At 72.2% G+C, this 23943-nt stretch carries 20 protein-coding genes; 9 read left to right on the forward strand and 11 right to left on the reverse strand.

Translation table 11 applies throughout. The annotated features are described in order from the left end of the window. Positions 1–49 precede the first annotated feature (49 nt). Together ACZ60B_RS17790 and ACZ60B_RS17795 are read left to right on the forward strand one after the other, a co-directional pair. A complete protein-coding gene (locus ACZ60B_RS17790; protein WP_469387933.1) occupies positions 50–1156 on the forward strand; it encodes a substrate-binding domain-containing protein in 1107 nt (368 codons plus the stop codon). Between the two features lie 254 nt (positions 1157–1410). Beyond that, the gene (locus ACZ60B_RS17795; protein ID WP_469387935.1) at positions 1411–2652 is read left to right on the forward strand and encodes an NAD(P)/FAD-dependent oxidoreductase; all 1242 of its coding nucleotides are present in this window, start codon (positions 1411–1413) and stop codon (positions 2650–2652) included. 18 nt (positions 2653–2670) lie between these two features. Here the strand turns inward: ACZ60B_RS17795 and ACZ60B_RS17800 are convergent, their stop codons facing one another. Next, positions 2671–3456, reverse strand: a complete 786-nt coding sequence (locus ACZ60B_RS17800) for a cache domain-containing protein (RefSeq protein WP_469387937.1) — start codon at positions 3454–3456, stop codon at positions 2671–2673. 33 nt (positions 3457–3489) lie between these two features. Beyond that, positions 3490–4227 carry a FadR/GntR family transcriptional regulator gene (locus ACZ60B_RS17805; RefSeq protein ID WP_469387938.1) on the reverse strand — a complete coding sequence of 246 codons (738 nt, stop codon included), beginning with the start codon at positions 4225–4227 and terminating at the stop codon, positions 3490–3492. Between the two features lie 112 nt (positions 4228–4339). Here ACZ60B_RS17805 and ACZ60B_RS17810 point away from each other — a divergent pair, with 112 nt between their 5' ends. The 4 genes from ACZ60B_RS17810 (at position 4340) to ACZ60B_RS17825 (ending at position 8435) form a co-directional block, all read left to right on the forward strand. Continuing rightward, on the forward strand, positions 4340–5407 hold the full coding sequence (locus tag ACZ60B_RS17810; protein WP_469387940.1) for an ABC transporter ATP-binding protein: 1068 nt from the start codon (positions 4340–4342) through the stop codon (positions 5405–5407). A 105-nt stretch (positions 5408–5512) separates the two neighbouring features. Further along, entirely contained in the window at positions 5513–6712 is a 1200-nt protein-coding gene (locus tag ACZ60B_RS17815) for an ABC transporter substrate-binding protein (protein WP_469387942.1), read from the forward strand. Between the two features lie 5 nt (positions 6713–6717). Continuing rightward, complete coding sequence (locus tag ACZ60B_RS17820; protein ID WP_450662840.1) at positions 6718–7608, forward strand: ABC transporter permease; 891 nt, start codon at positions 6718–6720, stop codon at positions 7606–7608. Positions 7609–7619: 11 nt separating this feature from the next. Beyond that, positions 7620–8435, forward strand: coding sequence for an ABC transporter permease (locus tag ACZ60B_RS17825; RefSeq protein WP_469387944.1), 816 nt, complete (start codon positions 7620–7622; stop codon positions 8433–8435). A gap of 55 nt (positions 8436–8490) precedes the next feature. Here the strand turns inward: ACZ60B_RS17825 and ACZ60B_RS17830 are convergent, their stop codons facing one another. Next, entirely contained in the window at positions 8491–9420 is a 930-nt protein-coding gene (locus tag ACZ60B_RS17830) for an ornithine cyclodeaminase family protein (RefSeq protein WP_469387945.1), read from the reverse strand. Beyond that, the gene (locus tag ACZ60B_RS17835; RefSeq protein ID WP_469387947.1) at positions 9417–10223 is read right to left on the reverse strand and encodes an IclR family transcriptional regulator; all 807 of its coding nucleotides are present in this window, start codon (positions 10221–10223) and stop codon (positions 9417–9419) included. Before ACZ60B_RS17835 ends, ACZ60B_RS17830 begins: the two co-directional genes overlap by 4 nt. A 131-nt stretch (positions 10224–10354) precedes the next feature. On the opposite strand from ACZ60B_RS17835, the gene ACZ60B_RS17840 reads away from it, so the two are divergent. The 3 genes from ACZ60B_RS17840 to ACZ60B_RS17850 all read left to right on the forward strand — a co-directional run bounded on the left by ACZ60B_RS17840 (position 10355) and on the right by ACZ60B_RS17850 (position 13992). Continuing rightward, positions 10355–11770, forward strand: coding sequence for an amidohydrolase family protein (locus ACZ60B_RS17840; protein ID WP_469387948.1), 1416 nt, complete (start codon positions 10355–10357; stop codon positions 11768–11770). After that, complete coding sequence (locus tag ACZ60B_RS17845) at positions 11767–12834, forward strand: dipeptidase (RefSeq protein ID WP_469387950.1); 1068 nt, start codon at positions 11767–11769, stop codon at positions 12832–12834. Before ACZ60B_RS17840 ends, ACZ60B_RS17845 begins: the two co-directional genes overlap by 4 nt. Before the next feature lie 219 nt (positions 12835–13053). Continuing rightward, the gene (locus ACZ60B_RS17850; protein ID WP_469387951.1) at positions 13054–13992 is read left to right on the forward strand and encodes a hypothetical protein; all 939 of its coding nucleotides are present in this window, start codon (positions 13054–13056) and stop codon (positions 13990–13992) included. Between the two features lie 102 nt (positions 13993–14094). Here ACZ60B_RS17850 and ACZ60B_RS17855 read toward each other — a convergent pair whose 3' ends face one another. The 7 genes from ACZ60B_RS17855 to ACZ60B_RS17885 all read right to left on the reverse strand — a co-directional run bounded on the left by ACZ60B_RS17855 (position 14095) and on the right by ACZ60B_RS17885 (position 23666). Next, the gene (locus ACZ60B_RS17855) at positions 14095–14427 is read right to left on the reverse strand and encodes an antibiotic biosynthesis monooxygenase family protein (protein WP_469387952.1); all 333 of its coding nucleotides are present in this window, start codon (positions 14425–14427) and stop codon (positions 14095–14097) included. A gap of 102 nt (positions 14428–14529) precedes the next feature. Next, positions 14530–15492 (reverse strand): Ppx/GppA phosphatase family protein, encoded by a 963-nt coding sequence (locus tag ACZ60B_RS17860; RefSeq protein ID WP_469387954.1) that lies wholly within the window; start codon positions 15490–15492, stop codon positions 14530–14532. Positions 15493–15727: 235 nt separating this feature from the next. Continuing rightward, positions 15728–17122, reverse strand: coding sequence for a hypothetical protein (locus ACZ60B_RS17865; protein WP_469387955.1), 1395 nt, complete (start codon positions 17120–17122; stop codon positions 15728–15730). A gap of 232 nt (positions 17123–17354) precedes the next feature. Further along, positions 17355–20114, reverse strand: a complete 2760-nt coding sequence (locus ACZ60B_RS17870; RefSeq protein ID WP_469387957.1) for a bifunctional YncE family protein/alkaline phosphatase family protein — start codon at positions 20112–20114, stop codon at positions 17355–17357. A gap of 4 nt (positions 20115–20118) precedes the next feature. Then, positions 20119–21519 carry an ABC transporter permease gene (locus ACZ60B_RS17875; protein WP_469387959.1) on the reverse strand — a complete coding sequence of 467 codons (1401 nt, stop codon included), beginning with the start codon at positions 21517–21519 and terminating at the stop codon, positions 20119–20121. Beyond that, positions 21516–22565 (reverse strand): ABC transporter ATP-binding protein, encoded by a 1050-nt coding sequence (locus ACZ60B_RS17880; RefSeq protein WP_469387961.1) that lies wholly within the window; start codon positions 22563–22565, stop codon positions 21516–21518. The genes ACZ60B_RS17875 and ACZ60B_RS17880 overlap by 4 nt, the downstream gene beginning before the upstream one ends. A 207-nt stretch (positions 22566–22772) precedes the next feature. After that, positions 22773–23666 carry a GNAT family N-acetyltransferase gene (locus ACZ60B_RS17885; RefSeq protein ID WP_469387963.1) on the reverse strand — a complete coding sequence of 298 codons (894 nt, stop codon included), beginning with the start codon at positions 23664–23666 and terminating at the stop codon, positions 22773–22775. Positions 23667–23943 lie beyond the last annotated feature (277 nt).

Raw genomic sequence — 23943 nt, forward strand, 5'->3', positions numbered from 1 at the left:
CACGGCGTTCCACTCACCCCGTACCACCGCAAGAAAGGCTCATCCCACCATGCGCAGAGGCATCATCAGAGGCATCGCCGCCATCGGCGCCGTCGCACTGCTCGGCCTGGGCACCGCGTGCTCCAACGAGCGCGAGGGCTCCACCTCGGACAAGGGCGCCGCCGCCAAGGGATTCGCGAAGGACTCCCTCGTCGGGGTCGCGCTGCCCGCGAAGACCTCGGAGAACTGGGTGCTCGCCGGTGACCTGTTCACCAACGGCCTCAAGGACGCCGGCTTCAAGGCCGACGTGCAGTACGCGGGCGCCTCGACCACGGTCGCCGACCAGCAGGCGCAGATCTCCTCGATGGTGACCAAGGGCGCGAAGGTCATCGTGATCGGCGCGACCGACGCCTCGCAGCTCTCCACCCAGGTGGCCGCCGCCAAGCAGGCGGGCGCGACCGTCATCGCCTACGACCGCCTCATCACCAACACGCCCGACCTCGACTACTACATCGCGTTCGACAACTTCAAGGTCGGCCAGCTCCAGGGCCAGGCCCTGATCGACGGCATGAAGGCGAAGAAGCCGAAGGGCCCCTGGACGATCGAGCTGTTCTCCGGCTCGCCGGACGACAACAACTCCAAGGTGTTCTTCGACGGCGCGATGCAGGTGCTGCAGCCCCTGATCGACAAGGGCGACATCGTTGTCGGCTCGGGTCAGAAGGACATCAAGCAGACCGCGATCCAGGGCTGGAAGGCGGAGAACGCCCAGTCGCGCATGGACGGCCTGCTGACCTCGACGTACGGCTCGAAGAAGCTGGACGGCGTCCTGTCGCCGAACGACACCCTCGCCCGCGCGATCATCACCTCGGTCAAGGGCGCCGGCAAGCCGGTCCCGGTCGTCACCGGTCAGGACTCCGAGGTCGAGTCGGTCAAGTCCATCATGGCCGGTGAGCAGTACTCGACCATCAACAAGGACACCCGCAAGCTCGTCGCCGAGACCATCAACATGGTCAAGTCCCTCCAGAAGGGCGACAAGCCGCAGATCAACGACACCAAGTCGTACAACAACGGCTCCAAGGTCATCCCGTCGTACCTCCTCCCGCCGGTCATCGTGACCAAGGAGAACGCGGCCGAGGCCTACGCCAACGACCCCAAGCTGTCCCCTCTCACCAAGTAGGACGGCCCGCCCACGCCGCTGCCCCGCACCCGGAGACCCCGGGCGCGGGGCAGCGGCGCTCCGGTGCCCCGCCGCGGTGGCGACCCGCTCCGTCGCCCGGACGGACGTACCCGGTCAGCGTGGCCCGCATCCGGCGGGGCGGCCCGGCGGGAAGATCGGTCGAGGAGGCCGCGCACGGGCGTGCGCGGCGGCCGGCGCGGGCCCGGACGGCCGCGGCGCCGGATCCCACGGCCCGTCGAGCGAGGAGAGTGCCCATGGCCACCACCCACGGCGTACCGGATGTGCTGGTGGTCGGCGCGGGCCCGGCCGGTCTCGCCTGCGCCCGCGACCTGCTGGCGAGCGGGCTCGACGTCACGCTCCTGGAGGCGTCCGACGAGGTCGGCGGCCGGATGCGCTCCGACCGGCACGAGGGCTTCGTCGTCGATCGCGGCTTCCAGGTCTTCAACACCTCCTACCCGCAGGTGCGCCGCAGGCTCGCGCTGCGCGCACTGCGGCTGAGGCCCTTCACCCCGGGCGTCCTGGTGCACACGGACGACGGACCGCTGCGCTTCAGCGACCCGACCCGCCGCCCCCGCGACCTGGGCGACCTGCGTCCCGGACGCCTCGCCGGACCGCGCGACCTGCTCGCCCTCGGCGCGCTCTCGGCCCGCGACCTGCTCGCCCCCGTGCGACTGCTGAAGCGCGGTGAGGACCGCACCACGCGGACCGCGCTGGCGGCGGCCGGCTTCTCCGAGGAGTTCGTCGAGCGGTTCTTCCGCCCCTTCCTCTCCGGCGTCTTCCTGGAGGACGAACTGGAGACCTCCGCACGCTTCTTCCACCTCGTCTGGCGCAGCATGCTGCGCGGCACCCTCTGTCTTCCGGGGGAGGGGATCGGCGCGGTGCCGCGCCTGCTCGCGGACGCGCTGCCCGCGGGGACCGTACGCCTGGAGACGGCGGTGGCCGCGCTGACGGACGACGGGGTCGAACTGGCCACGGGGGCCGAACTCCCGGCCCGCGCCGTGGTGGTGGCCACCGGGCCCGGCCCGGCCGCCGTGCTGCTGCCGGGGCTCGACGTGCCGGCTTACCGCGTGGTGACGACGTACTACCACGTCGGCGCGCGCTCCCCGCTCGCCGAACCGACGCTGCTCACCGACACCCGCGGACGGTTCCTGAACACCTGCGTCCTCACCGAGGTCGTACCCGGGTACGCGCCCGTCGGCGCCGCCCTGATCGCCACCTCGGTGCTCGGCGAGGACGCCGCGGGCCGCGAGCGCGCGGTCCGCGAGGCGATCGGCGACGCGTACGGCGCGGACAGCGACGGCTGGGACCTGCTGACGACGCGCACCGTGCGCGACGCGCTGCCGGTCATGACACCCCCGTGGCCGCTCGGCCGCACGGCCCGGGTCGCTCCCGGGCGGTACGTGTGCGGGGACCACCGGGCCACCGGGTCCGTCCAGGGCGCCCTGGCCTCGGGGGCGCGCGCGGCCCGCGAGGTGGCCCGGGACCTGGGGCGGTAGACGGCCGGGGGCGCTCGGTCAGGCGGTGGGGGTGACCAGCAGGAGGGAGGTCTCCCCGCAGGGGAACAGGGCGAGACCGTTGTGCTCCGTGGGCAGGGCCGGACCGGCGTGCAGCGCGGCGAAGTCGAACCCCTTGGTGAGCGAGCCGACGAGATGGTGCGGGTCGGTCGAGGCCGCCACCCGTCCGCGCGCGTTGACCAGCCGGGCCGGTGCGGGCAGGCGCCGCAGCAGCGGGGCGACGGTCCCCTCGAAGTGGCGCAGGTACACGTCCGCGGCGGCGACTCCCGCGAAGCGGCCTTCGGAGACGACCGGCAGGGAGAACGTGAGGCTGTACTCGTCCGAGCACAGGTAGTCGACGTAAGGACCGGCGACGATACGACGGCCGGTGTCGCGCGGGTGCGCGTACCAGTCCCAGTGCGTGTAGTCGGCGTAGGGCGAGTCGGAGCCCTCCAGGTCGAGCAGCAGCGGTGCGACCTGTCCGGCGGCGTCGGCCTGCCACCACTCCAGCAGGGTGTCGGTGTCCGCCAGCAGACCGGGGGCGGCGACGAACCCGAGCCCGGAGACCAGACCGCCCTGGCGCAGACGGCCGGTCAGATGAGGCCGGAGCGCGGCGAGATCGGCCGAGAGGGGGCGACGGCCCTCGGCGGCCACCGCCGCCAGCCGTGCCGTACAGACCGCCCGGGTCTGCGCGACCGTGTCGAAGACCCGCTCCACCACGTCACGGACGGCGTCGGAGAGGTCGTCGAGGACCGCCCGGTCGATCCCGGTCCCGGCCGGGGTCGTGGCGCGGAGGCCGCTGACCATATGAGTCCTCCTCCGGCCGCAGCCTCGTCGCCGTCACAGTGTCCGCAGGCGCAGCTCCACCAGGCGTGCCACGGAGGTCCGGACGCACTCCTCCATCAGGGCACGCGCCTGGTCGCCCACCCCATTCTGTAGGGCGCAGATTACGTCATGGTGACGACGCGTGACATGTTCCGCGTAGGAGTTGTCGGCGAGGACCAGGCACATCAGGGCACCGGCCTCGGCCTGGAGCGAGATGGCCGCCCGGGTCAGCCGCGCCGACTGGGCCGCCGCGGCCGCCTCGACATGGAACCGGCCGTAGATCCTCGCCCGTTCCGCCGGTTCGCGGGCCTGCCGCAGGGCCTGGAGCGAGCGCTGCATCGGTACGAGGTCGCCGGGCTCGGTGCGCTGCGCCGCCAGGTGGGCCGCGGCCCCCGAGACGGCCGCCCAGTGGTCACCCAGGTCGCGCAGTTCCTCGGTGCTCCAGTCGGCGAGCTGCTCGTGCAGCCGCTCGGCGGGCGGCGCGGCGGGCAGCGTCACGAAGCTGCCGCCGCCGCGGCCCCGCCGCGTGGTGAGCAGGCCGCGGGTCCTGAGGGTGACGAGTGCCTCGCGCAGGGTCACGGTCGAGACGCCGAGCAGCGAGGCCAGCTCCAGCTCCCCGGGGAGCTGCTCGCCGTCCTCCAGCAGGCCGAGCTCGATGGCGTTGCCCAGCCGCCGGACGACGACGTCGACCCGCGCCTGCGAGTCCACGGGCACGAAGACAGCCCTGCGCGCTCCATGTGTCTCCTGCTGCACAGCCACCACCCCTAACCACTTGGATCACTCTTTACCCTAACGAGCTCTTGAGTTTTGAACTATGACTTCATATCTTTCGCTCCAACGCTCGACCACGCAGAAAGGTTCCCGTATGGGAAGCAACGCCATCCGGCTCCGGGGCGTACGCAAGTCCTTCGGTCAGACGGAGGTCGTCTCCGGGGTCGACCTCCGGATCGCGGACGGGGAGTTCTTCTCCCTCCTCGGCCCCTCCGGTTCGGGCAAGACCACGGTCCTGCGCATGATCGCCGGATTCGAGGAGCCCACCGACGGCGTCATCGAGCTCGCCGGGCAGGACGTCACCCGCCGCGCCCCGTTCGAGCGGGACGTCCACACCGTCTTCCAGGACTACGCGCTGTTCCCGCACATGACCGTGGTGCAGAACGTCGCCTACGGCCTGAAGGTCCGCAAGGTCGCCAAGGCCGAGCGCCTGGTCCGGGCGCGCAAGGCCCTCGCCGAGGTCCGCCTCGACGGCTTCGGCGAGCGGCGCCCCGCCCAGCTCTCCGGCGGCCAGCGCCAGCGCGTCGCCCTGGCCCGCGCCCTCGTCGGCCGCCCCCGGGTGCTGCTGCTCGACGAACCCCTCGGCGCCCTCGATCTCAAGCTGCGCGAGCAGATGCAGACCGAACTGAAGGCGATCCAGCGGGAGGTCGGCATCACCTTCGTGTTCGTCACCCACGACCAGGAGGAGGCCCTGACGATGAGCGACCGCATCGCCGTCTTCCACCAGGGCCGCATCGAACAGGTCGGCACCCCGGCCGAGATCTACGAACGGCCCGCGACCCCCTTCGTCGCGTCGTTCGTCGGCACCTCGAACCTGCTGGAGGGGGACGCGGCCCGGCAGATCGTCGGCGCCCCCGGCACCTACAGCATCCGCCCCGAGAAGATACGGGTCCTCGCCGCCGGCGCGGCCGGGACCGACCCGGCCGGCGACCCCGACGGGACCGACCGGGCCGAGTTCTCCTCGGCCGTCGGAACCGTCGCCGAGGCCGTCTACCTGGGCGACGCGACCCGCATCCTCGTCGACCTCGACGCCGGCGGGCGCCTCACCGCCGTCCAGCAGAACCTCGACACCTCCTCCGAGGACGTCGCCGCCTACCGCGGCACCCGCGTCCGCCTCCAGTGGCGCCGCGGCCACGCCTTCCAGCTCCCCGACCGGTCCTGACCTCCGACAGAGACCCCCACTGACCCCGGTCGCCCGGCACCGACCTCCGGCACCACCCGGCTCCCGCTTCCCAGCCCTTCCAGCCCTCCCAGCACGGAGAACCTCATGCGTCTCAACCGCACCTTCCGGGCCGCCGCCGCGGCCGTGGTCCTCCTCGCCGCCGCCGCCTGCGGCTCCTCCGGATCCGGCGCGGGCTCCGCCGCCACCGGACTCAACCCGCCCGACCTCGAGGCACCTTCGAAGCTCGGCACCACCGAGGGCCAGGTCAACCTGGTCGCCTGGGCCGGGTACGTCGAGGACGGCTCCAACGACCCCAAGACCGACTGGGTCAGCGACTTCGAGAAGCAGACCGGCTGCCAGGTCAACTCCAAGGTCGCCGCCAGCTCCGACGAGATGGTCAAGCTGATGAAGACCGGCGAGTACGACGCCGTGTCCGCCTCGGGCGACGCCTCCCTGCGCCTGATCGCGTCCGGCGACGCGGCACCCGTCAACACCGACCTCGTCCCCAACTACAAGGACGTCTTCGGCGGCCTGAAGCAACAGGCCTGGAACTCCGTCAAGGGCAAGGCCTACGGCATCCCGCACGGCCGGGGCGCCAACCTGCTGATGTACAACACCGACAAGGTGAAGCCCGCGCCCACCTCCTGGTCCGCCGTCTTCGACGGCGCCTCCCGCTACAAGGGCCACGTCACCGCGTACGACTCGCCGATCTACATAGCCGACGCGGCCCTGTACCTCAAGGCCACCCGCCCGGAGCTGAAGATCAAGGACCCGTACGCGCTGGACCAGAAGCAGTTCGACGCCGCCGTGGACCTGCTCAAGAAGCAGAACGCCGACGTCGGCGAGTACTGGAGCGACTACCTCAAGGAGATCTCCGCCTTCAAGAGCGGCGACTCCGTCGTCGGCACCACCTGGCAGGTCATCGCCAACCTCGCCGCCGACGAGGGCGCCAAGGTCAAGGCCTTCGTCCCCACCGAGGGTTCGACCGGCTGGTCCGACACCTGGATGGTGTCCGCCAAGGCCAAGCACCCCAACTGCGCCTACAAGTGGCTCGACTGGATCGTCTCCCCGAAGGTCAACGCCCAGGTCGCCGAGTACTTCGGCGAGGCGCCGGCCAACTCCAAGGCCTGCGCCGAGACCGGCGACAAGAACTGGTGCGCCACCTACCACGCCAGTGACGAGACGTACTGGAAGAACATCGCCTTCTGGAACACGCCCATCCAGCAGTGCCTGGACGGACGCACCGACGTCACCTGCGTGCCCTACGCCAAGTGGGTCCAGGCCTGGACCGAGATCAAGGGCTGATCGAGATGACCTCTGCTGTGCAGGCCGCCGGACGCTCCCCCGTCCGGCGGCTCGCCGGGGCCCTGCACCGACGTCCCCGGCTCCGGCTGTCGCTGCTGCTGACCGCGCCGCTGCTGTGGCTGGCCGTGCTCTATCTCGGCTCCCTGGCCGTGCTGTTCGTCTCCGCGTTCTGGACCACGGACTCCTTCACCTCGCAGGTCGTGAAGGTCTGGTCGACCGACAACTTCCACACGCTGTTCACCACGCCCGTGTTCCGCCAGGTGATCCTGCGCAGCATCGGCGTCGCGCTCGCGGTCACCGTCCTGTGCGCCCTGATCGCCTTCCCGCTCGCCTTCTACACGGCCCGCATCGCCGCGCCGAGGTGGCGCCCGCTGCTGGTGGTGGCCATCCTCACCCCGCTGTGGGCCAGTTACCTCGTCAAGGTCTACGCCTGGCGGCTGATCCTCTCCGAGGGCGGCCTCGCGGACTGGATCCTGAAGCCGTTCGGTCTCGCGGGCCCCGGCTTCGGACTCCCGGCGGCCGTACTGACGTTGACCTACCTGTGGCTGCCGTACATGATCCTGCCGATCCACACGGCCCTGGAGCAGCTGCCAGCGAACCTCCTGGACGCCTCGGCGGACCTGGGCGCCAGGGCGGGGCGCACCTTCCGGTCGGTCGTGCTGCCGATGGTGCTGCCCTCGGTCGCCGCCGGCTCGGTCTTCACCTTCTCGCTCAGCCTCGGCGACTACATCACCGTGCAGATCGTCGGCGGCAAGACGCAGCTGATCGGCAACCTCGTCTACTCCAACATCGAGCTCAACCTGCCCATGGCCGCAGCCCTCAGCACGGTCCCCGTCGTCGTCATCGTGGTGTACCTGCTCGCCATGCGCCGCACCGGCGCGCTGAGCAGCCTCTAGAGGAGCCCGTCGTGCAACTCTCCCGTACCGCGCGCGTCGCGCTGCGCGTCGCAGCCGGGTTCGGCTTCGCCGTGATCTACCTGCCGTTGCTGCTCGTCCTCGTCAACTCCCTCAACCCCGAGCGCAGTTCGAGCTGGCCGCCGCCCGGCCTCACCTTGCGCTGGTGGTCCGTCGCCTGGGCGAACGACGGTGCCCGCGCGGCACTCTGGGTCTCCGTCAAGGCGGGACTCGGCGCCACCGGCATCGCGCTGCTGCTCGGCACGCTGATCGCCTTCGCCGTCAGCCGGCACCGCTTCTTCGGCCGCGACACCGTCTCGTTCGTCGTCGTGCTGCCCATCGCGCTGCCCGGCATCGTCACGGGCATCGCCCTCAACTCGGCGTTCAGCACGGTCCTGGAGCCGCTCGGGGTCGGCCTCGGCATGTTCACCGTGATCGTCGGCCACGCCACCTTCTGCATCGTCGTCGTCTTCAACAACGTCGTCGCCCGGCTGCGCCGCACCTCCGGCTCGTACGAGGAGGCGGCGATGGACCTGGGCGCCGACACCTTCCGCGCCTTCGTCGACGTGACCTTCCCGATGGTGCGCTCGGCGCTGGTGGCGGGCGGACTGCTCGCCTTCGCGCTCTCCTTCGACGAGATCGTGGTGACCACCTTCACCGCCGGTCCGGGCATCGAGACCCTGCCCATCTGGATCTTCGACAACATGACCCGCCCGCAGCAGGCGCCCGTGGTGAACGTGGTGGCGGCCGTCCTGGTGCTGCTCTCCGTCATCCCGATCTACGTCGCCCAGCGGCTGTCCGCCGACACGGCGACCGGCAGCAGGATCTGACCGCGGTCGGTCCTGGACGGACGCCGCCGGGCAGACGGGACTTTCGAAGCACGCCCTAGCCGACGAACCGGCCCGTCGCCACACCGTGCACCACGTGCGCGGCGGCCACGTCCAGGGCCGCGTGGCCGGTGGACTTGAAGACCGTGAGGAGGTCGGGGGAGCGGCGGCCGGGGGCCTCACCGGCCAGGACGGAACCGAGGAGGGTGACGGCGCGGCCCGGCGGCAGGTCCTGCAACTCGTGGGCGCCGGAGGGCGGGGCCGTCGCGGCGGCACCGGGCCACTCGGCGAAGAGGGCCGCGTCGGCGACCGTCGCGGCGTCGAGTTCGGGTCCGTGGGAGCCGCCGACGGAGCTCACGTGCGTGCCCGGGGCCAGCCAGTCGCGGCGCAGCACCGGACGGGTCGCGCCGGTGCAGCAGTACACCGTCGCCGCCGTGCGTACGGCCGCCTCGATGCCGTCGGCCGCACGGCCCGCGGGGTGCAGACCGGCCACGGTGCGGGCCGCCGCGGGGTCGCGGCCCGCGACGGTGACGGGCTCGGCCGGCCGCAGCGCGGCCAGCAGCGCCACCTGGGCGCGGGCCTGCGCGCCGGTGCCGACGACCACGACGGGACCCGGCCGGGCCAGGGCCAGGGCGCTGTGCGTGGCGGCCGCCGCGGTCCGCCAGGCCGTGACCGGCTCCGCGTCCATGACGGCCAGCGGCCGGCCGTCGTCGGCGTCGAAGAGGGCCACGATGCCCTGGTGGCTGCTGCGGCCCGGGTGCTCCGGGTCGGCGAACACCGACACGAGCTTCGCCGCGAGGCCCAGCCCCGGCACGTACCCGGGCATGGCGCCGAGCAGCCCGCTCGGCGCGAACGCGGCGATCCGGGGCGGCGCGGACGCCCGGCCGCGGGCCACGGCTACCAGGGCCTCGGACACGGCGGCCATCAGCCGGTGCGGGTCGAGAGCCGCCTCCGTGGCGGCCCGGTCGAGGACGAGCAGGTCGTTCACGCGTCGGCTCCCGTGTTCGTGCCGGACAGCAGGCCGCAGAGGGTGTCCACCGCCGAGGCGAGGTGGTCGCGCAGCCGCCGCATCCGGGGTTCGTCGATCTCGGCGCTCGGCCCGACGACGGTGACGGCGCAGACCGGTGATCCGGGGACGGGCACGACGGCCCGGCTCAGGGACGCGACGAACTGTTCGTTGCGGCCGTGCTCGACGGCGAACCCGGACGCCTCGGCCCGCTCGATGTCGGCGAGCAGCCCCGCCGGGCCCGTCAGCGGGTGCCCCTGCGCGCGGGCCGCCTCCAGGTAGGGGCGGCGCGCCTCCTGGGGGAGCGCGGCCACCAGGGCGAGCGGACCGGCGAACCGGTGCACGGGCAGGGCCTCGCCGTGCAGAGTGCTGATCATCGCCAGCCGGTCCGGGCGGATCACGTCCACCACCCGGGAGCCGTCGTTCTCCAGCACCTGGAGGTTGACCATCAGGCCGGTGCGCGCGGACAACTCCTCCAGCACGGGCCGGGCCAGCGTGGTGAGCGAGTTGTGCGCCGCCCGGGACGACAGGCGCAGCACCGCGGTGCCGGGCAGGTAGCGGTCGTCGGCGCGCAGCACCCAGCCGCGGCGGACCAGGTCCACGAGGATCCGGTGGGCGGTGGCCCGGTGCAGCCCGACCTCGTCCGCGAGATCGGTGAGCCGAGGGGGCGTGTCGGCGCGCGAGACGGCCTCGATCAGATCCAGCGCCTTGTCCACGGCCGTACGCGTCGCCTTCGGCGTCTGTGCGGCCTCCGGCCCGGACGGCACCTGCGGCACTTCTGGCATCGAAACCCTTCCGGATGTGGAGGCGGACCGTCCCGGCGGGGCGTGTCCACCGCCCGGTCGCGGAGGTAGGGTAGCGCCTGTTTCGTATGACGAGAGAGTTGTTACGTAGAGCGTAACAGATCGGGAGTGTGGTGACCTTGACGAGCGAGAGCGCCGGGGCGGCGGCCCCCTTCGCACCTCCCGCGGCCGGAACGGTGGTGGTCTACCGCGGCGTCACGCTGTTCGACGGGACCGGCGGCCCGCCGCGCCCAGGGATGTCGATCGTCGTGGACGGCTCCGTGATCCACGCCGTCGTGCCCGACGCGGACGTGCCGGACGTGCTCGCCGCGCTCACGGACGGCGCCGAACGGGCCCCGGGCACCGAGGCCGACGACACCGGACGCGCCGCGGGCGCCGGGGCCGACGGCGGCGCGGCCGCCGAGGTCGTCGACCTCACCGGCCACTTCGTCACCCCCGGCCTGGTCGACGCGCACCAGCACCTCGCCACCCCGCCCGACCGCCCCGCCGCCGAGGCCGTCCTGCGCCGCCTCGTGCACAGCGGAGTCACCGCCGTACGGGACATGGCCGACGACCTGCGGCAGGTCGGCGACCTCGCCCGGGCCGCCCGGGTCGGGGAGATCCCCGCCCCCGACATCCACTACGCCGCGCTCATGGCCGGCCCGGGGTTCTTCGACGACCCCCGCACCCACCAGGTGACCCAGGGCGCCGTGCCGGGCGAGGTGCCCTGGATGCAGGCCGTCACCGACACCACCGACCTGCCCCTCGCGGTGGCCCTGGCCCGCGGGACCCACGCGACGGCCATCAAGGTCTACGCCGACCTCGACGCGGACCTCGTCGCCGCCGTCACCGCCGAGGCGCACCGGCAGGGCATCCTCGTCTGGGCGCACGCCGCCGTGTTCCCCGCCACGCCCGGCGAGGTCGTCGCGGCCGGCGTCGACGCCGTCTCCCATGTGACCCTGCTGGCCCACGAGGCGGCCACCGGGCCCCTGACCACCTACAAGGACAAGCCGCCCGTCGACCACGCGAGCCTGGTCACCGGCCGGGACGAACGCCTCGACGCGCTCTTCGCCCGGATGCGCGAGCAGGACGTCGTCCTGGACGCGACCGCCGGGATGTGGGCCAGCGCCGAACTCGCGGGCGACACCCCGGAGACCTCCGAACGGGCCGCCCGCAACACCGACCTGGCGATCGCCCTCACCGCACAGGCGCACCGGGCCGGCGTCCAACTGGCCACCGGCACCGACTACGAGACCGCCCCCGGCGAGCCCTTCCCCGCCCTGTACGAGGAACTCGCCTTCCTCGTCCGCGACTGCGGCCTCCCCGCCCCGGACGTGCTGCGCTCCGCGACCCTCGTCGGCGCCCGCAGCGCGGGCACGGACCACCTCACGGGCACCCTGGAACCGGGCAAGCAGGCCGACTTCGCGGTCTTCGCACAGGACCCGTTGGCCGACATCGACCACCTGCGCACCATCACCCTGACCGTCAAGCGGGGCCACCGCTTCCCGCGCGCCGCCTACACCGCGGACCGATCCCAGGAGAACCGTTGACCGGCACACCCCTGATCGTCAACGCCCTCGGCCAGCTCGACAACCCCAACGCCCCCCGGTCCCTGGCGGCGGCGGGCGAACTGAACCCGAGCAGCGAGCAGTTCACCGTCGACGCCCGCACCCTGGCGGAGGCGCGCGCCTCCGGCCTCACGGCCGTGAACATCACCCTCGGCTACGTGATGGGCGACCTGCCCCCCTACGAGCACACCCTGCACGAGATCGACGTATGGGACGGCGTCATCGACCGTCACCCCGACGACCTGCTGAAGGTCACCACCGCGGCCGACATCCACACGGCGGCGCGCGACGGACGCGTCGGCGTCGTCTACGGCTTCCAGAACGCGGTGGCCGTGGGCGAGGACGCCGGCCGGGTCGCCACCTTCGCCGAACGCGGCGTACGGGTCGTGCAGTTGACGTACAACCAGGCCAACCACCTCGGCGGCGGATCCTCGGCGCCCGCCGAGACCGGACTGACCGCCTTCGGACGCGAGGTCGTCGACGCGCTGAACGACCACCACCTCATGGTCGACCTGTCGCACAGCGGCGAGCGGACCTGCCTGGACGCGATCGCCCACTCCCGCGTCCCCGTGTCCGTCAACCACACCGGCTGCCGCGCGCTGACCGACCTGCCCCGCAACAAGACCGACGAGGAACTGCGCCTGGTCGCCTCGCGCGGCGGGTTCGTCGGCATCTACTTCATGCCGTTCCTCAGCCCCACCGGTCACGCGCGTGCCGCCGACGTCGTCGAGCACATCGCGCACGCCGTGAACGTCTGCGGGGAGGACCACGTCGGCATCGGCACCGATGGGCCGGTCACCGCCATCGACGACCTCGACGCCTACCGGGCCCGGCTCGCCGAGCACGTGGCCCAGCGCCAGGAGGCCGGGGTGTCGGCCGCGGGCGAACGGGCCGACACCTTCCCCTTCGTGGTCGACCTGCGCGGCGTGGACCAGTTCCGCGAACTGATACGTCTGCTGGAACGGCGCGGCTACTCCTCCACCCGGATCGAGAAGATCATGGGCCGCAACTTCGTCGACTACGCCCAACGGGTGTGGCAGGGGTAGCCGCACCGGCCGGGGCAGGGTGCCGCGCACCCGGCACGACCAGGGCCAGGACCAGGGAAAAGACACAGGACGACAGGGCCACGGATGCGTACAACCATAGCCCTGTCTGGCCTGTCTGAGTCTGTGTCAAGTGCCGATCCGACCGGTCGGCTTCGGTTCTGCTCGCCGGAAGGGGGCGGCCCGCCCGCTCCCGCCCGGCGTTCCTCCAACGGAGAACGCATGCCTATTCGCACAAGAGCCGCCGTCGCCGTCGTCTGCGGTGCCGCCGCGCTGAGCGGTGTGGCCCTGCCCGCCGCACAGGCGGCCGACACCACCGGGGTCGTGCGCCCCTGGCAGCTCGGCGGCCACGCGGCCGCCACGGCCCGCACGTCCGCCGTCGCGGCCCCCCAGCCCTACGCACTGCCGGTGACCTTCTCGAACATCAAGGTCGCGAGCGGCAAGGCGGCCGTGAGCGTGGGCACCAGCGCCATCGTGCACGTGCCCTACAGCTTCACCCTGACCGCGACCAACGTGGACGTCTCCGCCGACGACCTCTACATCGGCATGGACTTCTACCGCGGTTCCGCCTCGGCTCCCTCCGCCGACCTGTACGGCGACAGCGCGGCGACGTGCACCGTGACCTCCTCCACGTCCTCGTCCGACGGGGTCGTCACGGTCGAGGCCTGCAAGGGAACCATCGACATCTACCCCAAGTACGACCTCTCGATCACCGACGCCGGTACGGGCTGGCACTCGGTGGCCTGGGCCGTCGCCTTCAACGGCCAGAACCCGGACAACCCGGCGGACATCACCAAGATCGGCACCGCGGCGAGGACCGGGCTCTACGCCCCGGCCGTCCAGCGCCTGTCCAGGCTCACCGTGAACGCCGCGCCCGAGCCGGTCAAGAAGAACAAGACGCTCACCATCACCGGCAGCCTCACCCGCGCCAACTGGGACACCGGCAAGTACGCCGGGTACACGGGCCAGAAGGTCAAGCTGCAGTTCCGCAAGAAGGGCAGCAGCACCTACACCACCCTCAAGACCGTCACCACCGACAGCCACGGCAACCTGAAGACCACGTACAAGGCCACGGCCGACGGCTACTGGCGCTACTCCTTCGCGGGCACGTCCACCACCCCGGCCGTCTCGGCCGCGGGCGACTACGTCGACGTCAAGTGACCGCACCCTGAACCCGGTGGTGTGCCGCGCCCGCCCGATCGGCCGGGCGCGGCACACCACCGGGAACGGCGGCCATCCGCAACGGCTGCCGGTGCCGCCGCGCTACGCGCCCTTCGGCGCGGCCTGCTGCACCACCTCGAACGACCACAGGGTCGACCCGCTCGCCGCGGGCTTGGGACGCTCCCCGCCCTCCGCTCCGCCGCCGCCCTGGTGGGCGGCCTTCATGGGACCCTCCATCCAGGCCTGGAACGAGGCGTCGTCGCGCCAGCGCGTGTAGACGAGGTAGGTGTCGGTGCCCTCGACGGGACGCAGCAGTTCGAACCACTCGAACCCGTCGGAGTTCTCCACCGAGTGGGCCCGCGAGGCGAACCGCTTCTCCAGCGTCTCCCGCTGCTCGGCCGGGACGGTCAGTACGTTGATCTTGACTACGCTCATGCCCCCATCCTGGCGCATGGCGGCGGCCCGCCGGACGGTGGCTCGCTCATCACGGGGGAGCGGGTGACGCACTGATCCGCCGCACCCGTGACGAGCGACCGGTCAGCCGGCCAGTGCGGCGCTCGGCTCGGCGGCGTGCGTCGGGCGGGGCTTGGCCAGGTGCTCCAGGAGGAGGCCCTCCCTGGTGGACCAGGGGCAGATCACCACGCTGTCGGCTCCGCACGCCTCCAGGAGCGCCTCGGCGACCAGGGCTCCGGCGAGGGACTGTTCCCCGCGGTGCCGGGAGATGCCGGGCAGCCGACCGCGGCGGTCCGGGCTCGTGGCGGCCAGCACGCCGACCGCGCCGCGCACGTCGGACAGGGTCAGCCGGTGCGCCGCGTGGCGCGGTCCACCGCGGCCGGCGGCGAGCCGGGCGAGCTGGGCGAAGGTCTTGGAGGAGGCCAGGACCCGTCCCCCGGGTTCGGCCCGGGGCAGTCCGGGGACGTCGTGCAGGCGCTCGCGAAGCTGTCGTCGTACCTTCGTCAGGTGCCGTTCGGAGGAGACGGTTCCGCCGGGCAGCAGGGACCGGGTGACGGCGCGGGCGCCCGAGGGCAGGGAGAGCGCCCGGTCGGGGGCGTGCCCGCTGCCGGCGGCGACCTCCACGGTGCCGCCGCCGATGTCCAGGACCAGGAGCCGGCCCACCGAGGGACCGGACCACCGGCGGGCCGCCACATAGGCGAGCCTCGCCTCCTCCTCGCCGGAGAGCACCCGCAGTCGTACGCCGGTGGCGCGAGCGACCCGGGCGATGACCTCGTGCCGGTTGGGCGCGTCGCGGATGACGGACGTGGCGAACGCGAAGATCTCGGAGCGGGGCAGGCACAGATCCCCGGAGAGCGTCTCCGTCACCGCCCGCTGCACGCCGCGCACGCCGAGTTCGCTCAGCCGTCCGTCCTGCTCCAGGCACTGGTGCAGGGTCAGCCGCACCTTGCGGGAGAGAACGGAGTCCATGTGGGTCGTGGGTCGGTGCCGGGCCACCGTGAGCAGCGCACTGTGACAGCCGACGTCGAGCACTCCTGCCTGGCGCATCGCACCGCCTCGCCTTTCCCTGCCGATCGAACCGTGCCGTACGGGAAGAGAGTGCGCCTTTCGTGGCGCAAACACTCGCACAGAACCTGGTGTCACCCTACCTACTCCGAAGAGTACCTAGCGTGTCACCTACAGTTCACTTTTTAGTCATTTAAAGTTCGACTGCGCAGAAGTGGGGGCACGCGAAAGGTGCCGGCCCCATGGCGGGACCGGCACCGGGACCGACGCCGTACGCTCAGCCGATCGTGAACCAGGTGCTGCGCGACTTCTGCCACTCGGGGTGCGTGAGGTCCTTGGCCTCCAGGCCGTCGCCGTACAGGTCGGCGGCACCGTCGTCGGTGATCAGCTGCACCCGGGCGCCGGACCGGGTGAGGTCGGGGACCGCCACGATCGACTCCCAGCCGCCCGCGTCCGTCGTCGGCAGGTCGAGCACCTTCACCGGCTGGTCGGCGGCGACGCCGTCCCAGGAGTACAGCGCGTAGGGGTCGCTGTTGTCGTCGGCCGCCCAGGAGCCGGCCAGGATCAGGAACTGGCCCAGGGAGTTGCGGCGGATGTCGCGGACGGCCAGGCCGCCGAGGTTCCACTGGAGCGGCGTGCCGAAGGTCGCGTGGGTGCCGGAGGCGACCTTGTCCATGTCGGTCACCGGTACGACGAGCGCCTTGCCGCCGGTCTGCGGCGGCACCAGCGGGGCGCGGAAGCCGACGTAGGCGGTGGTGGTGCTGCCGGTGGCGAACTCCAGGCCCTCGACGTTGAAGCCGTCGATCGACTTGGGGATCGAGCCGTCCGCGGTGCCGTCGGCGAAGCCGAAGCGGTTGCCGTTGGTCTTGTCCCACGCCACGAGGTCGTCGCGCAGGGTGTGGCCGGCCGTGCCGAAGGTCAGCGCGGTGGTGGCGCCGGAGCCGGTCAGCTTGGTCGTGAAGACCGTGTTGCGGTCCTTCTTGTACTCGCCGTCCTTGTTGTTGCCGAGCGAGCCGGTCCAGTAGACGGTGGTGCCGACGACGGTGGCGCCCTCGATGTCCACCTCCTTGTCGGCGCCGAGCGCGCTGTCGAGGTCCCAGGTCTTCACGGGCGCCCCGGAGGCGCTGCCGTCGTACAGCCGCAGGGTGTTGTCCTCGTCGTTGCCGACGAGGACGTAGCCGCCGCCCACGGAGACCGCGGCGGAGGCGTCGCTGGCGCCGGTCAGGTAGCGGGCGTCGGCGGAGTGCTGCACGGCCGGCGAAGCGGCGTAGTGCAGGGTGGTGGTCGCCGTCTTGCCGCCCAGGCCCGTGACGGTCAGCGTGAGGTCCGTGTAACCCCGGCCCAGGGCGGTCACGGCGACCGTGCGGGTACCGGCGGTCCCGGTGACCGTGACGCCGGTGGTCGCGGCGACGGCGGACTTGGTGGTCTTCGTCGCGGTCACGGTGAGCGCGGAGGCGTCGGCGCCGCTCTGGGCGACGGTCGCCGTGACGGTCGGGTCGCCGGTGGCTCCGACGGCGCCGGACAGGTAGGCCGTGGACAGCTTGATCGTCGGCGTGCCGTAGCTCGCGGCGTGCACGGGCAGGGCGCTCGCGGCGCCCGCCAGCAGCACGGTGGCGGCGGCGAGCGCCACCCTGCGGACGGACTGCGGGGAGACGGCGGATATCGACTGCACGGTCGGTTCCCTTCGGCAACACGGCTCGGTGCGGCCGGCCACGATCGGCCGGCGCCGTCGAGCAGAGTTCAGCGCGCCGCCCAACGCCGGACCGCGGCAACGGGGCGGGGAGACGAACAGCGGCCGACAGATGATCTTCATGGCCCGGGCGGCAGAGGACCGCGGCATCCCGTGCTCGGGGATGCCGCGGTCCTCGGCCTGCCGACCCGTCAGACCGGCGACCCGGTTCGGCTCAGCCGTCGGACTCCGACGACGGGATGTAGGCACCCGGCACGTCCTCGGGCAGGAGGATCCGTGCCTCTCCGGGGTACGGCTTCGCCCAGTCGTGCGACTGGTACCACGTGAAGTGGTTCATCTGCGCGGGGTTGGCGAAGTCGGGCACGGCACGCGACCCCGTCAGCCGCTGGTGCGACTTCCAGGTGTCCCACGCCTTCGCGACCGCCCGCTGGGCCGTCGGCACGGTCGCCTTCGGCGCGGCCGCAGCGGTCGGGTCCTGCGGTGCCGGGGTGTCCGCACCGCAGGCGGGCGGCGTGCTCAGACCCGCGGTCAGCGAGGTCCGGTTGGGCAGCGCCTCGAACGGCGTGTAGTCCGGCTTCCGGCCGAACGCCGCACGCATCGGGTCGGCCGCGCTGTCCTTCTGGTTCATCGGGTGGATCCCGAGGATCTGCTCGATGGTCCGGATCATCATGATCTGGGTGTAGTAGTGGCTGTCGACGACACCGTGCCGGGCCCAGGGGCTGATGATCTGGATCGGGGCGCGGTGGCCGTCGACATGGTCGAGGCCGGCCTGGGAGTCGTCCTCGACGACGAAGATCGCCGAGTCCTTCCAGTACTTGCTGTGCGAGATCTCGTCGACGATCCGGCCGGTGGCGAGGTCGTTGTCGGCGACCTGGGCCGCCGCGTTCGCCGGACCGCCGGTGTGGTCGCTGGAGAGCCAGAACATGTTCAGGTTCGCCGGACCGTTCTTCTCGAAGTCCTGCTTCCAGATCTCGGCGCGGTAGATGTCCGGGACGCTGGTGTCGAACTTCGGGAACCCGGGCACCGACACGCTGTTGAGCGACGGGATCGGCGAGGACGAGTTCAGCGGGTAGGCGGTGCCCTGACCGGTCGCGCCCATGTTCTTCGCGTCGCAGTACAGGTTCTGCCAGCTCGCGCCCGACGGTTTGGTCAGGAACTGCTGGAACTCGCCGAAGTCCCGTACGGACTTGCCGGCCGCCTGCGCCCCGGTCCACAGGAACCCGGTCCGCTGATGGCCGAGGGCGTCGTCCTCGGTGTCGTAACTGCGCAGGTACTCACCGGCCGAGGACTCGGTGTACTCCGGATTGTCCGCCTGCATCAGCCAGTTGTGACCCTCGGCGGAGTTCGTGCCGATGTCGTAGGTGTTGTCGTAGAGGCCGAACCGCTCGGCCAGCGCGTGCTGGTTCGGCGTCACGTTCTCGCCGAACTCCGCCAGCGCCGGGGCGCCATCGCCCTGCGGCAGATCACCGAAGAGCTGGTCGTAGGTCCGGTTCTCCTTGACGATCAGGAAGACGTGCTTGATCGTCGACGGGTCGCCGAGCCGCGCCGGGACCGGCACCGGCTTCGCCTTGTCGTGGCCCTCGGCGAGGGTGACCGCGCGGCCGGTCCAGCCGTTCTGCCGGAAGACCTTGGCGGTCTCGGACCTGATGACCCGGTCGCTCGGCAGGGTGAACCGGGTCAGGCTGGACGTCGTGTCGTGCGTGCCGTGTCCGGCGCCGCCGGTGGGCCGACGGGCGTCGATCCCCCGGGTGTTGGAGACCACGACCTTGTCCCCGACGGTGGCGATCTCGGCGGGGAAGTAGTCCGTCGGGAGCAGACCGACGTAACCGACCGGCTCCTGCGGGGTGGTGTAGCGGTAGACGGCGACCGCGTTGGCGCGGCCGAGCGTCACCAGCAGACGGCCGTCGCCGGTGAGCGTCACCGCGTCGGGCTCGTAGCCCACCGACGCCTCCGGCCACGGCCGGGTGGCGATGGTCTGTACGACCTTGTCGCGGGCGGTGTCGATGACCGAGACGTCGTTGGTGGCGGTGTCGGTGACGAACACCGCGCCCTTCGCCGCGTACACCGCGGTCGGGTGCAGCCCGACGTCGATGCTCCCGACCGCGGCGGCCGGGTCCGCCAGGTCGATGACGCTGACCGTGCCGGTGGTGGTGGCCGCGGTGACCGGGTCGGCCGGCACCTGGGTGTTGTACGAGTTGATGGTGGTGTCGCCGGGCCGTGCCGGGCGCCCGCCCTCGTTGCTCACGTAGAGCTTGCCACCGACCTCGGCGATGCCGCGCGGGGCGTTGCCCACCGCCCAGCTCTGCCGGACGGTCCCCGTCGCCGTGTCGATCGCGACCACCCGGTTCTGCCCGTTGACCGCGGAGTACACGGTGGACCCGTCGGGCGAGAACACGGCCTGGGCCGCCAGGGCGTGCCGGGCCCCGTCCGCCGGGATCCGCACGCTCGTCGGGCTCGCCAGGGTGCCGTCCGCGTTCACGGTGAAGCGCGTGTAGCCGTCGGTCTGGCCGAGCCAGAGCTGGGTGCCGTCGGGGGAGTACGCCGGGGCCTCCTGTCCCACGGCGTTGCTGCCGATGCGCAGGTCGGCCGAGGCGGAGGTGCCGACGAGCTGCCGCACCTTCCAGCTCTTGAGGTCCACGAGGGCCAGCGCCATCCCGCCGTCGGCGACCGAGGCCGCGAGGTGGGTGCCGTCCGGACTGACCGCGGACGACATGATCTTGCCGTTGTTCACGACCAGACGGTCACCGTACGGAGCGATGTACTGGTCGCTGGAGACGACCTGGCCCCGAGCGGTGACCTGGCCGACCTGGTCGGTGCCGAACCGGCGGGTCTGGGCGAAGGCGGTGCCCGCGGCCACCACGGCGACCGCGGTGAGGCCCGCGGTCACGAGCGTGACGCGGCGGCCGATGGGTCTGCCGAGAACGACGAAGGAGCGTCTCTTCTCGTCGTGCCGCCGCCGGCGCGTTACCTGCATGGGCTCATCCCTTCGGCGTGGTGGAGAGCAGCTCGACATTGCCGTCGAACTGCCACAGCGGGTTCGGCGCGTCCCCGGTCGGGGTGCGCACCAGGAAGTAGCCGTTCACTTCCTTCGGTCCGTCACCGTCGGCCATGAACCGCCCGTCGGAGGTCAGATCGAGCTGGTAGATCGCCGTCCCCGGGGCCTGGACGCCCGGGAGGTGCCAGGTGACGACACAGCGCCAGTCGTTGCCCGGCCCCTCGGCGGCGCTCTGGCCGGCGCCCTTGTCGCACGCGGCCGTGACCCGCAACTGCGCTTCGGTGACGGCGGGTCGGTTCAGCTGCTCCGTCTGGAGGCGGTACAGATGCGCGAACACCGTGGCGACCGACCGCTGGACCTTGTCCTGCTCGATGCCGGAACCCATGGACGGCCCGGTCACGGCGACGGCCACGACGGTGAGGGCCAGCAGGCAGACCGGCGGGAGCACGCCGAGGGCCAGCGCGCGGCGCCCCGGGCCGTCGTAGGACGGATTGGTGAAGTCCCGCCGCAGGAAGAGGAGGTACGCCAGCCCGGTCGCGGTCACCGCCCACACCAGGCTGACCGTGACGCCGACGAGGAGCGGGCCGAACTGCGCCGGGCTGGTGAACAGGCCGCTCCAGGCGATGAAGGCATAGCCGGGCAGGGCGAGGCGCACGGCCACGGGCAGCGGCAGCATCTGGGCGAGCTGCATCGTGAGCGCGACCAGCGCGGGCAGCAGCAGCCCCATCGGCGAGCGCCCCAGCGCGACCGATCCGAGCAGTCCGATCGCGGCGAGCGCCAGCGTCGGCGCGAGCGCGCACACCCAGGCGAGGAGCACCTCACCGGCGGCGTCCGAGGGGGCCAGCACATGCCCGTCGAGGCCGATCAGCGGCTGGTCGCCGACCGCCAGGAGCCCGCCGACCGTGCTGGAGCAGGCCATCCCCGCCACCAGCAGCACGATGACGGTGAGACTGGCCAGCGCCTTCGCCGCGAAGATCCGCCGGGGCGAGCGGACCGCCACCAGCAGATGACGCCAGGTGCCGAGCCGGTCCTCCGAGGCGAACACGTCACCCGCGACCACCGACGTCAGCAACGGCAGCGCCCAGGTGCCCGCGAACCCGAGCACCACCAGCGGCCCGGCCCACCCCGTGGCGTGCATCCAGCGGCCGAAGAGGGTGTCGGAGGGGAGCGTGCTCTGCCGACTCACCGCCGCGACGAACAGCGCCGGCGCGATCCAGCAGGCCAGCACCAGCAGCCGGACCCGCCACTGGGCGACCAGCTTGACCAGTTCGAAGCGGAAGCCGCGGGCCACCGGCACACCGCGGATCCCGCCCGGGTCGTCGCCCTCGCCGACCCGGTGGTCGGCCGTGGTACCGGCGGCGTCCGCGGCGGCGTCGGTGGTCATCGGTCGGCCTCCTGCTGTTCGGTCAGGGCCAGGAACGCGGCCTCCAGCGGAGACACCACGGGGGCCAGCTCGCGCACCGCGATGCCCGCCCGCACGATCCGCGCCACCAGGACGTCGAGCGCGGGCACCAGGGCGCTGACGACGAACGCGTCGGCCCCGTACCGCGCCGTGGCGCCGCGCTGTGCGGGCACGGTGTGCTGTGGTGCGTCGGTGCTCTGCGCGGGCACGGTGTGCGGTGCGGCGGCGCCGTGCTGTGTCGCTGTGGCGGGCGGTGTTCGCGCGTCGTCGACGACCGCGATACCGGGCGTGTCCAGGGCCAGCGCGCGGGCGGCCCGCGGGTCGGAGGTGAGCAGCCGGTAGTCGAGTTCACGGCTCTCGGCGGCCAGCTTGCCCAGCGGACCGGAGAAGACGACCCGCCCGGTGGCCAGCAGGGTGACGTCCGAGCACAACGCCTCGACGTCGTCCATACGGTGACTCGACAGCACGATGCCGGTCCCGGCCGCGGCGAGCCGGGTGAGGACTCGGTGCACATGCCGTTTCCCGGCCGGATCCAGGCCGTTGGAGGGTTCGTCGAGCACGAGCAGCCTGGGCCTGGTGAGCAGGGCGGCGGCGAGCCCGAGCCGTTGCCGCATGCCGAGGGAGAAGCCGCGGGTCCGGTCGTCGGCGACGTCGGTGAGCCCGACCTGGTCGAGCACGTCGTCGATCCCCGCCGTCCGCGCCGTACGACCGCGCAGGGCGGCCAGCGCCGCGAGGTTCTGCCGGGCGGTGAGCGCGGGGTAGAGACCGGGGCCGTCCACGAATCCGGCGACCCCGTCGGGCACGGCGAGCGCCCGGCCGACCGGCGTCCCCAGGATCTCCAGGCGGCCGCTGTCGGCGACGGCCAGGCCCAGCAGGAGGCCGAGCAGAGTCGTCTTCCCGGCGCCGTTCGGTCCGACCAGGCCGTGGATCTGCCCCTGCGCCACATCCAGATCGACGCCGTCGAGTGCGACGACGTCACCGAAGTATCGGGTGATCCCACGAGCCCGGACCGCAAGACGAGTGTCCATAGCCCCCTCCGTCAAAACCCTCAGGAAACATAGAGACACCACACAGCGCGGGCAGGCACCACGAGTTGAACGCTCGCGGAACGGGAGCCGACCGCCGCTTGATGCGCCGATGCCTGGGCGAGAGCCGTCACCGCGCCTGCGGGGGCTTTCACCCGGCGTGCGCGTACGGAGGTTGACGGTTCCGTCAATCCAGCGGCTTTCCCCAGGTCAGTCGGCCCGGCCCGGAACTTCTCCCGCCGAGGTCTGCGAGAACTCGTACACGACGAAGTCGGCGACCGGTCGATACCCGACCCGCAGGTAGAGGCCGTTGCTGGTGGGATTGGCGAGGTCCGCGAAGAGTACGACCTCCTGCGCGCCCGCGGCCAGGGCGGCCCGGCTCACCTCGACCGTCACCGCTCGCGCGTAGCCGCGCCCTCGCAGTGGGGCCGGGGTGTAGACGGGGGCCACCCGGATCTGGCCGGCGACCATAGGGGTGGTGCCCGCCATCGACACGGGTGTGCCGTCCGGGGTCTCCCAGAACGTGACGCCCGCGTGGGCGATGCGCGCGTCGGCCCAGGAGCCGGCGTCCATGGACCCGACGTTTCCTGCGGCGGCGACGAACTCGTCGTGCCACTGAACGAGTTGCTCGCGGTCCTGGGCGCCCGCGATGCGTCCCCGGCCGGCCGGGAGCGGCTGTGCCGGGGTGAACTCGCCGAGCCGGTACAGGCGGTGGCGCCTGCGGAGCGTCGGTGTCGCGCCGGTGTGGCGCTGCCAGGCCTCGGCGAAGGCGGTGGCCGTGTCGTGGTCCGCGTCGACGCCGGGAAGGCGGTGGCCGAGGCCGGCCAGACGGGCGGCGAGGGTGTCTGCGTGCTCCGGGGCGAGCGAGGTCAAACTCAGGTTCTGGGGCGGGGTGCGGAAGAACGCGGCCCGGACCTCGCCCGACTGCTCCAGCCGGCCGAAGACGGGGGCTTCGGCGCCGTACACGTGCATCCCGCGGACGCGCAGCGTCTCGGTCACCGTGAGCGCGACCGTGTGCAGAGCGGGGCGCGTGTGCAGGAAGTCCCGGCTCCGGGCGAGGAATTCGTCGAGGTCTTCGGTGAGATGCCAGCCGTCCGGGCGCATGCTTCATGGTTCCCCATGCGGTGGGCACGCGGTAGCCCGCATGGCGACGATCACGTCCATGAATCTATATGAGGTGTACAGGACATGAACTGGACCTGGTCCGTCGGGTGTCGGAAAGCGGCTCGCCCGCGTCCGGTTATGTGCCGTCGGCGGGTTGTCGGTATACCGGGAGGGTCCGCGCCCTCTCGTGGAGTGCGGGAGACCGAGCCCGTCCGGTAGGTGCATCGCAGCTCCGGAAGGCCGCCAGAACAGGTGAATTGGCGATTCCCTCGGCCGG

It is taken from the genome of Streptomyces sp. NPDC104096, assembly GCF_055584385.1.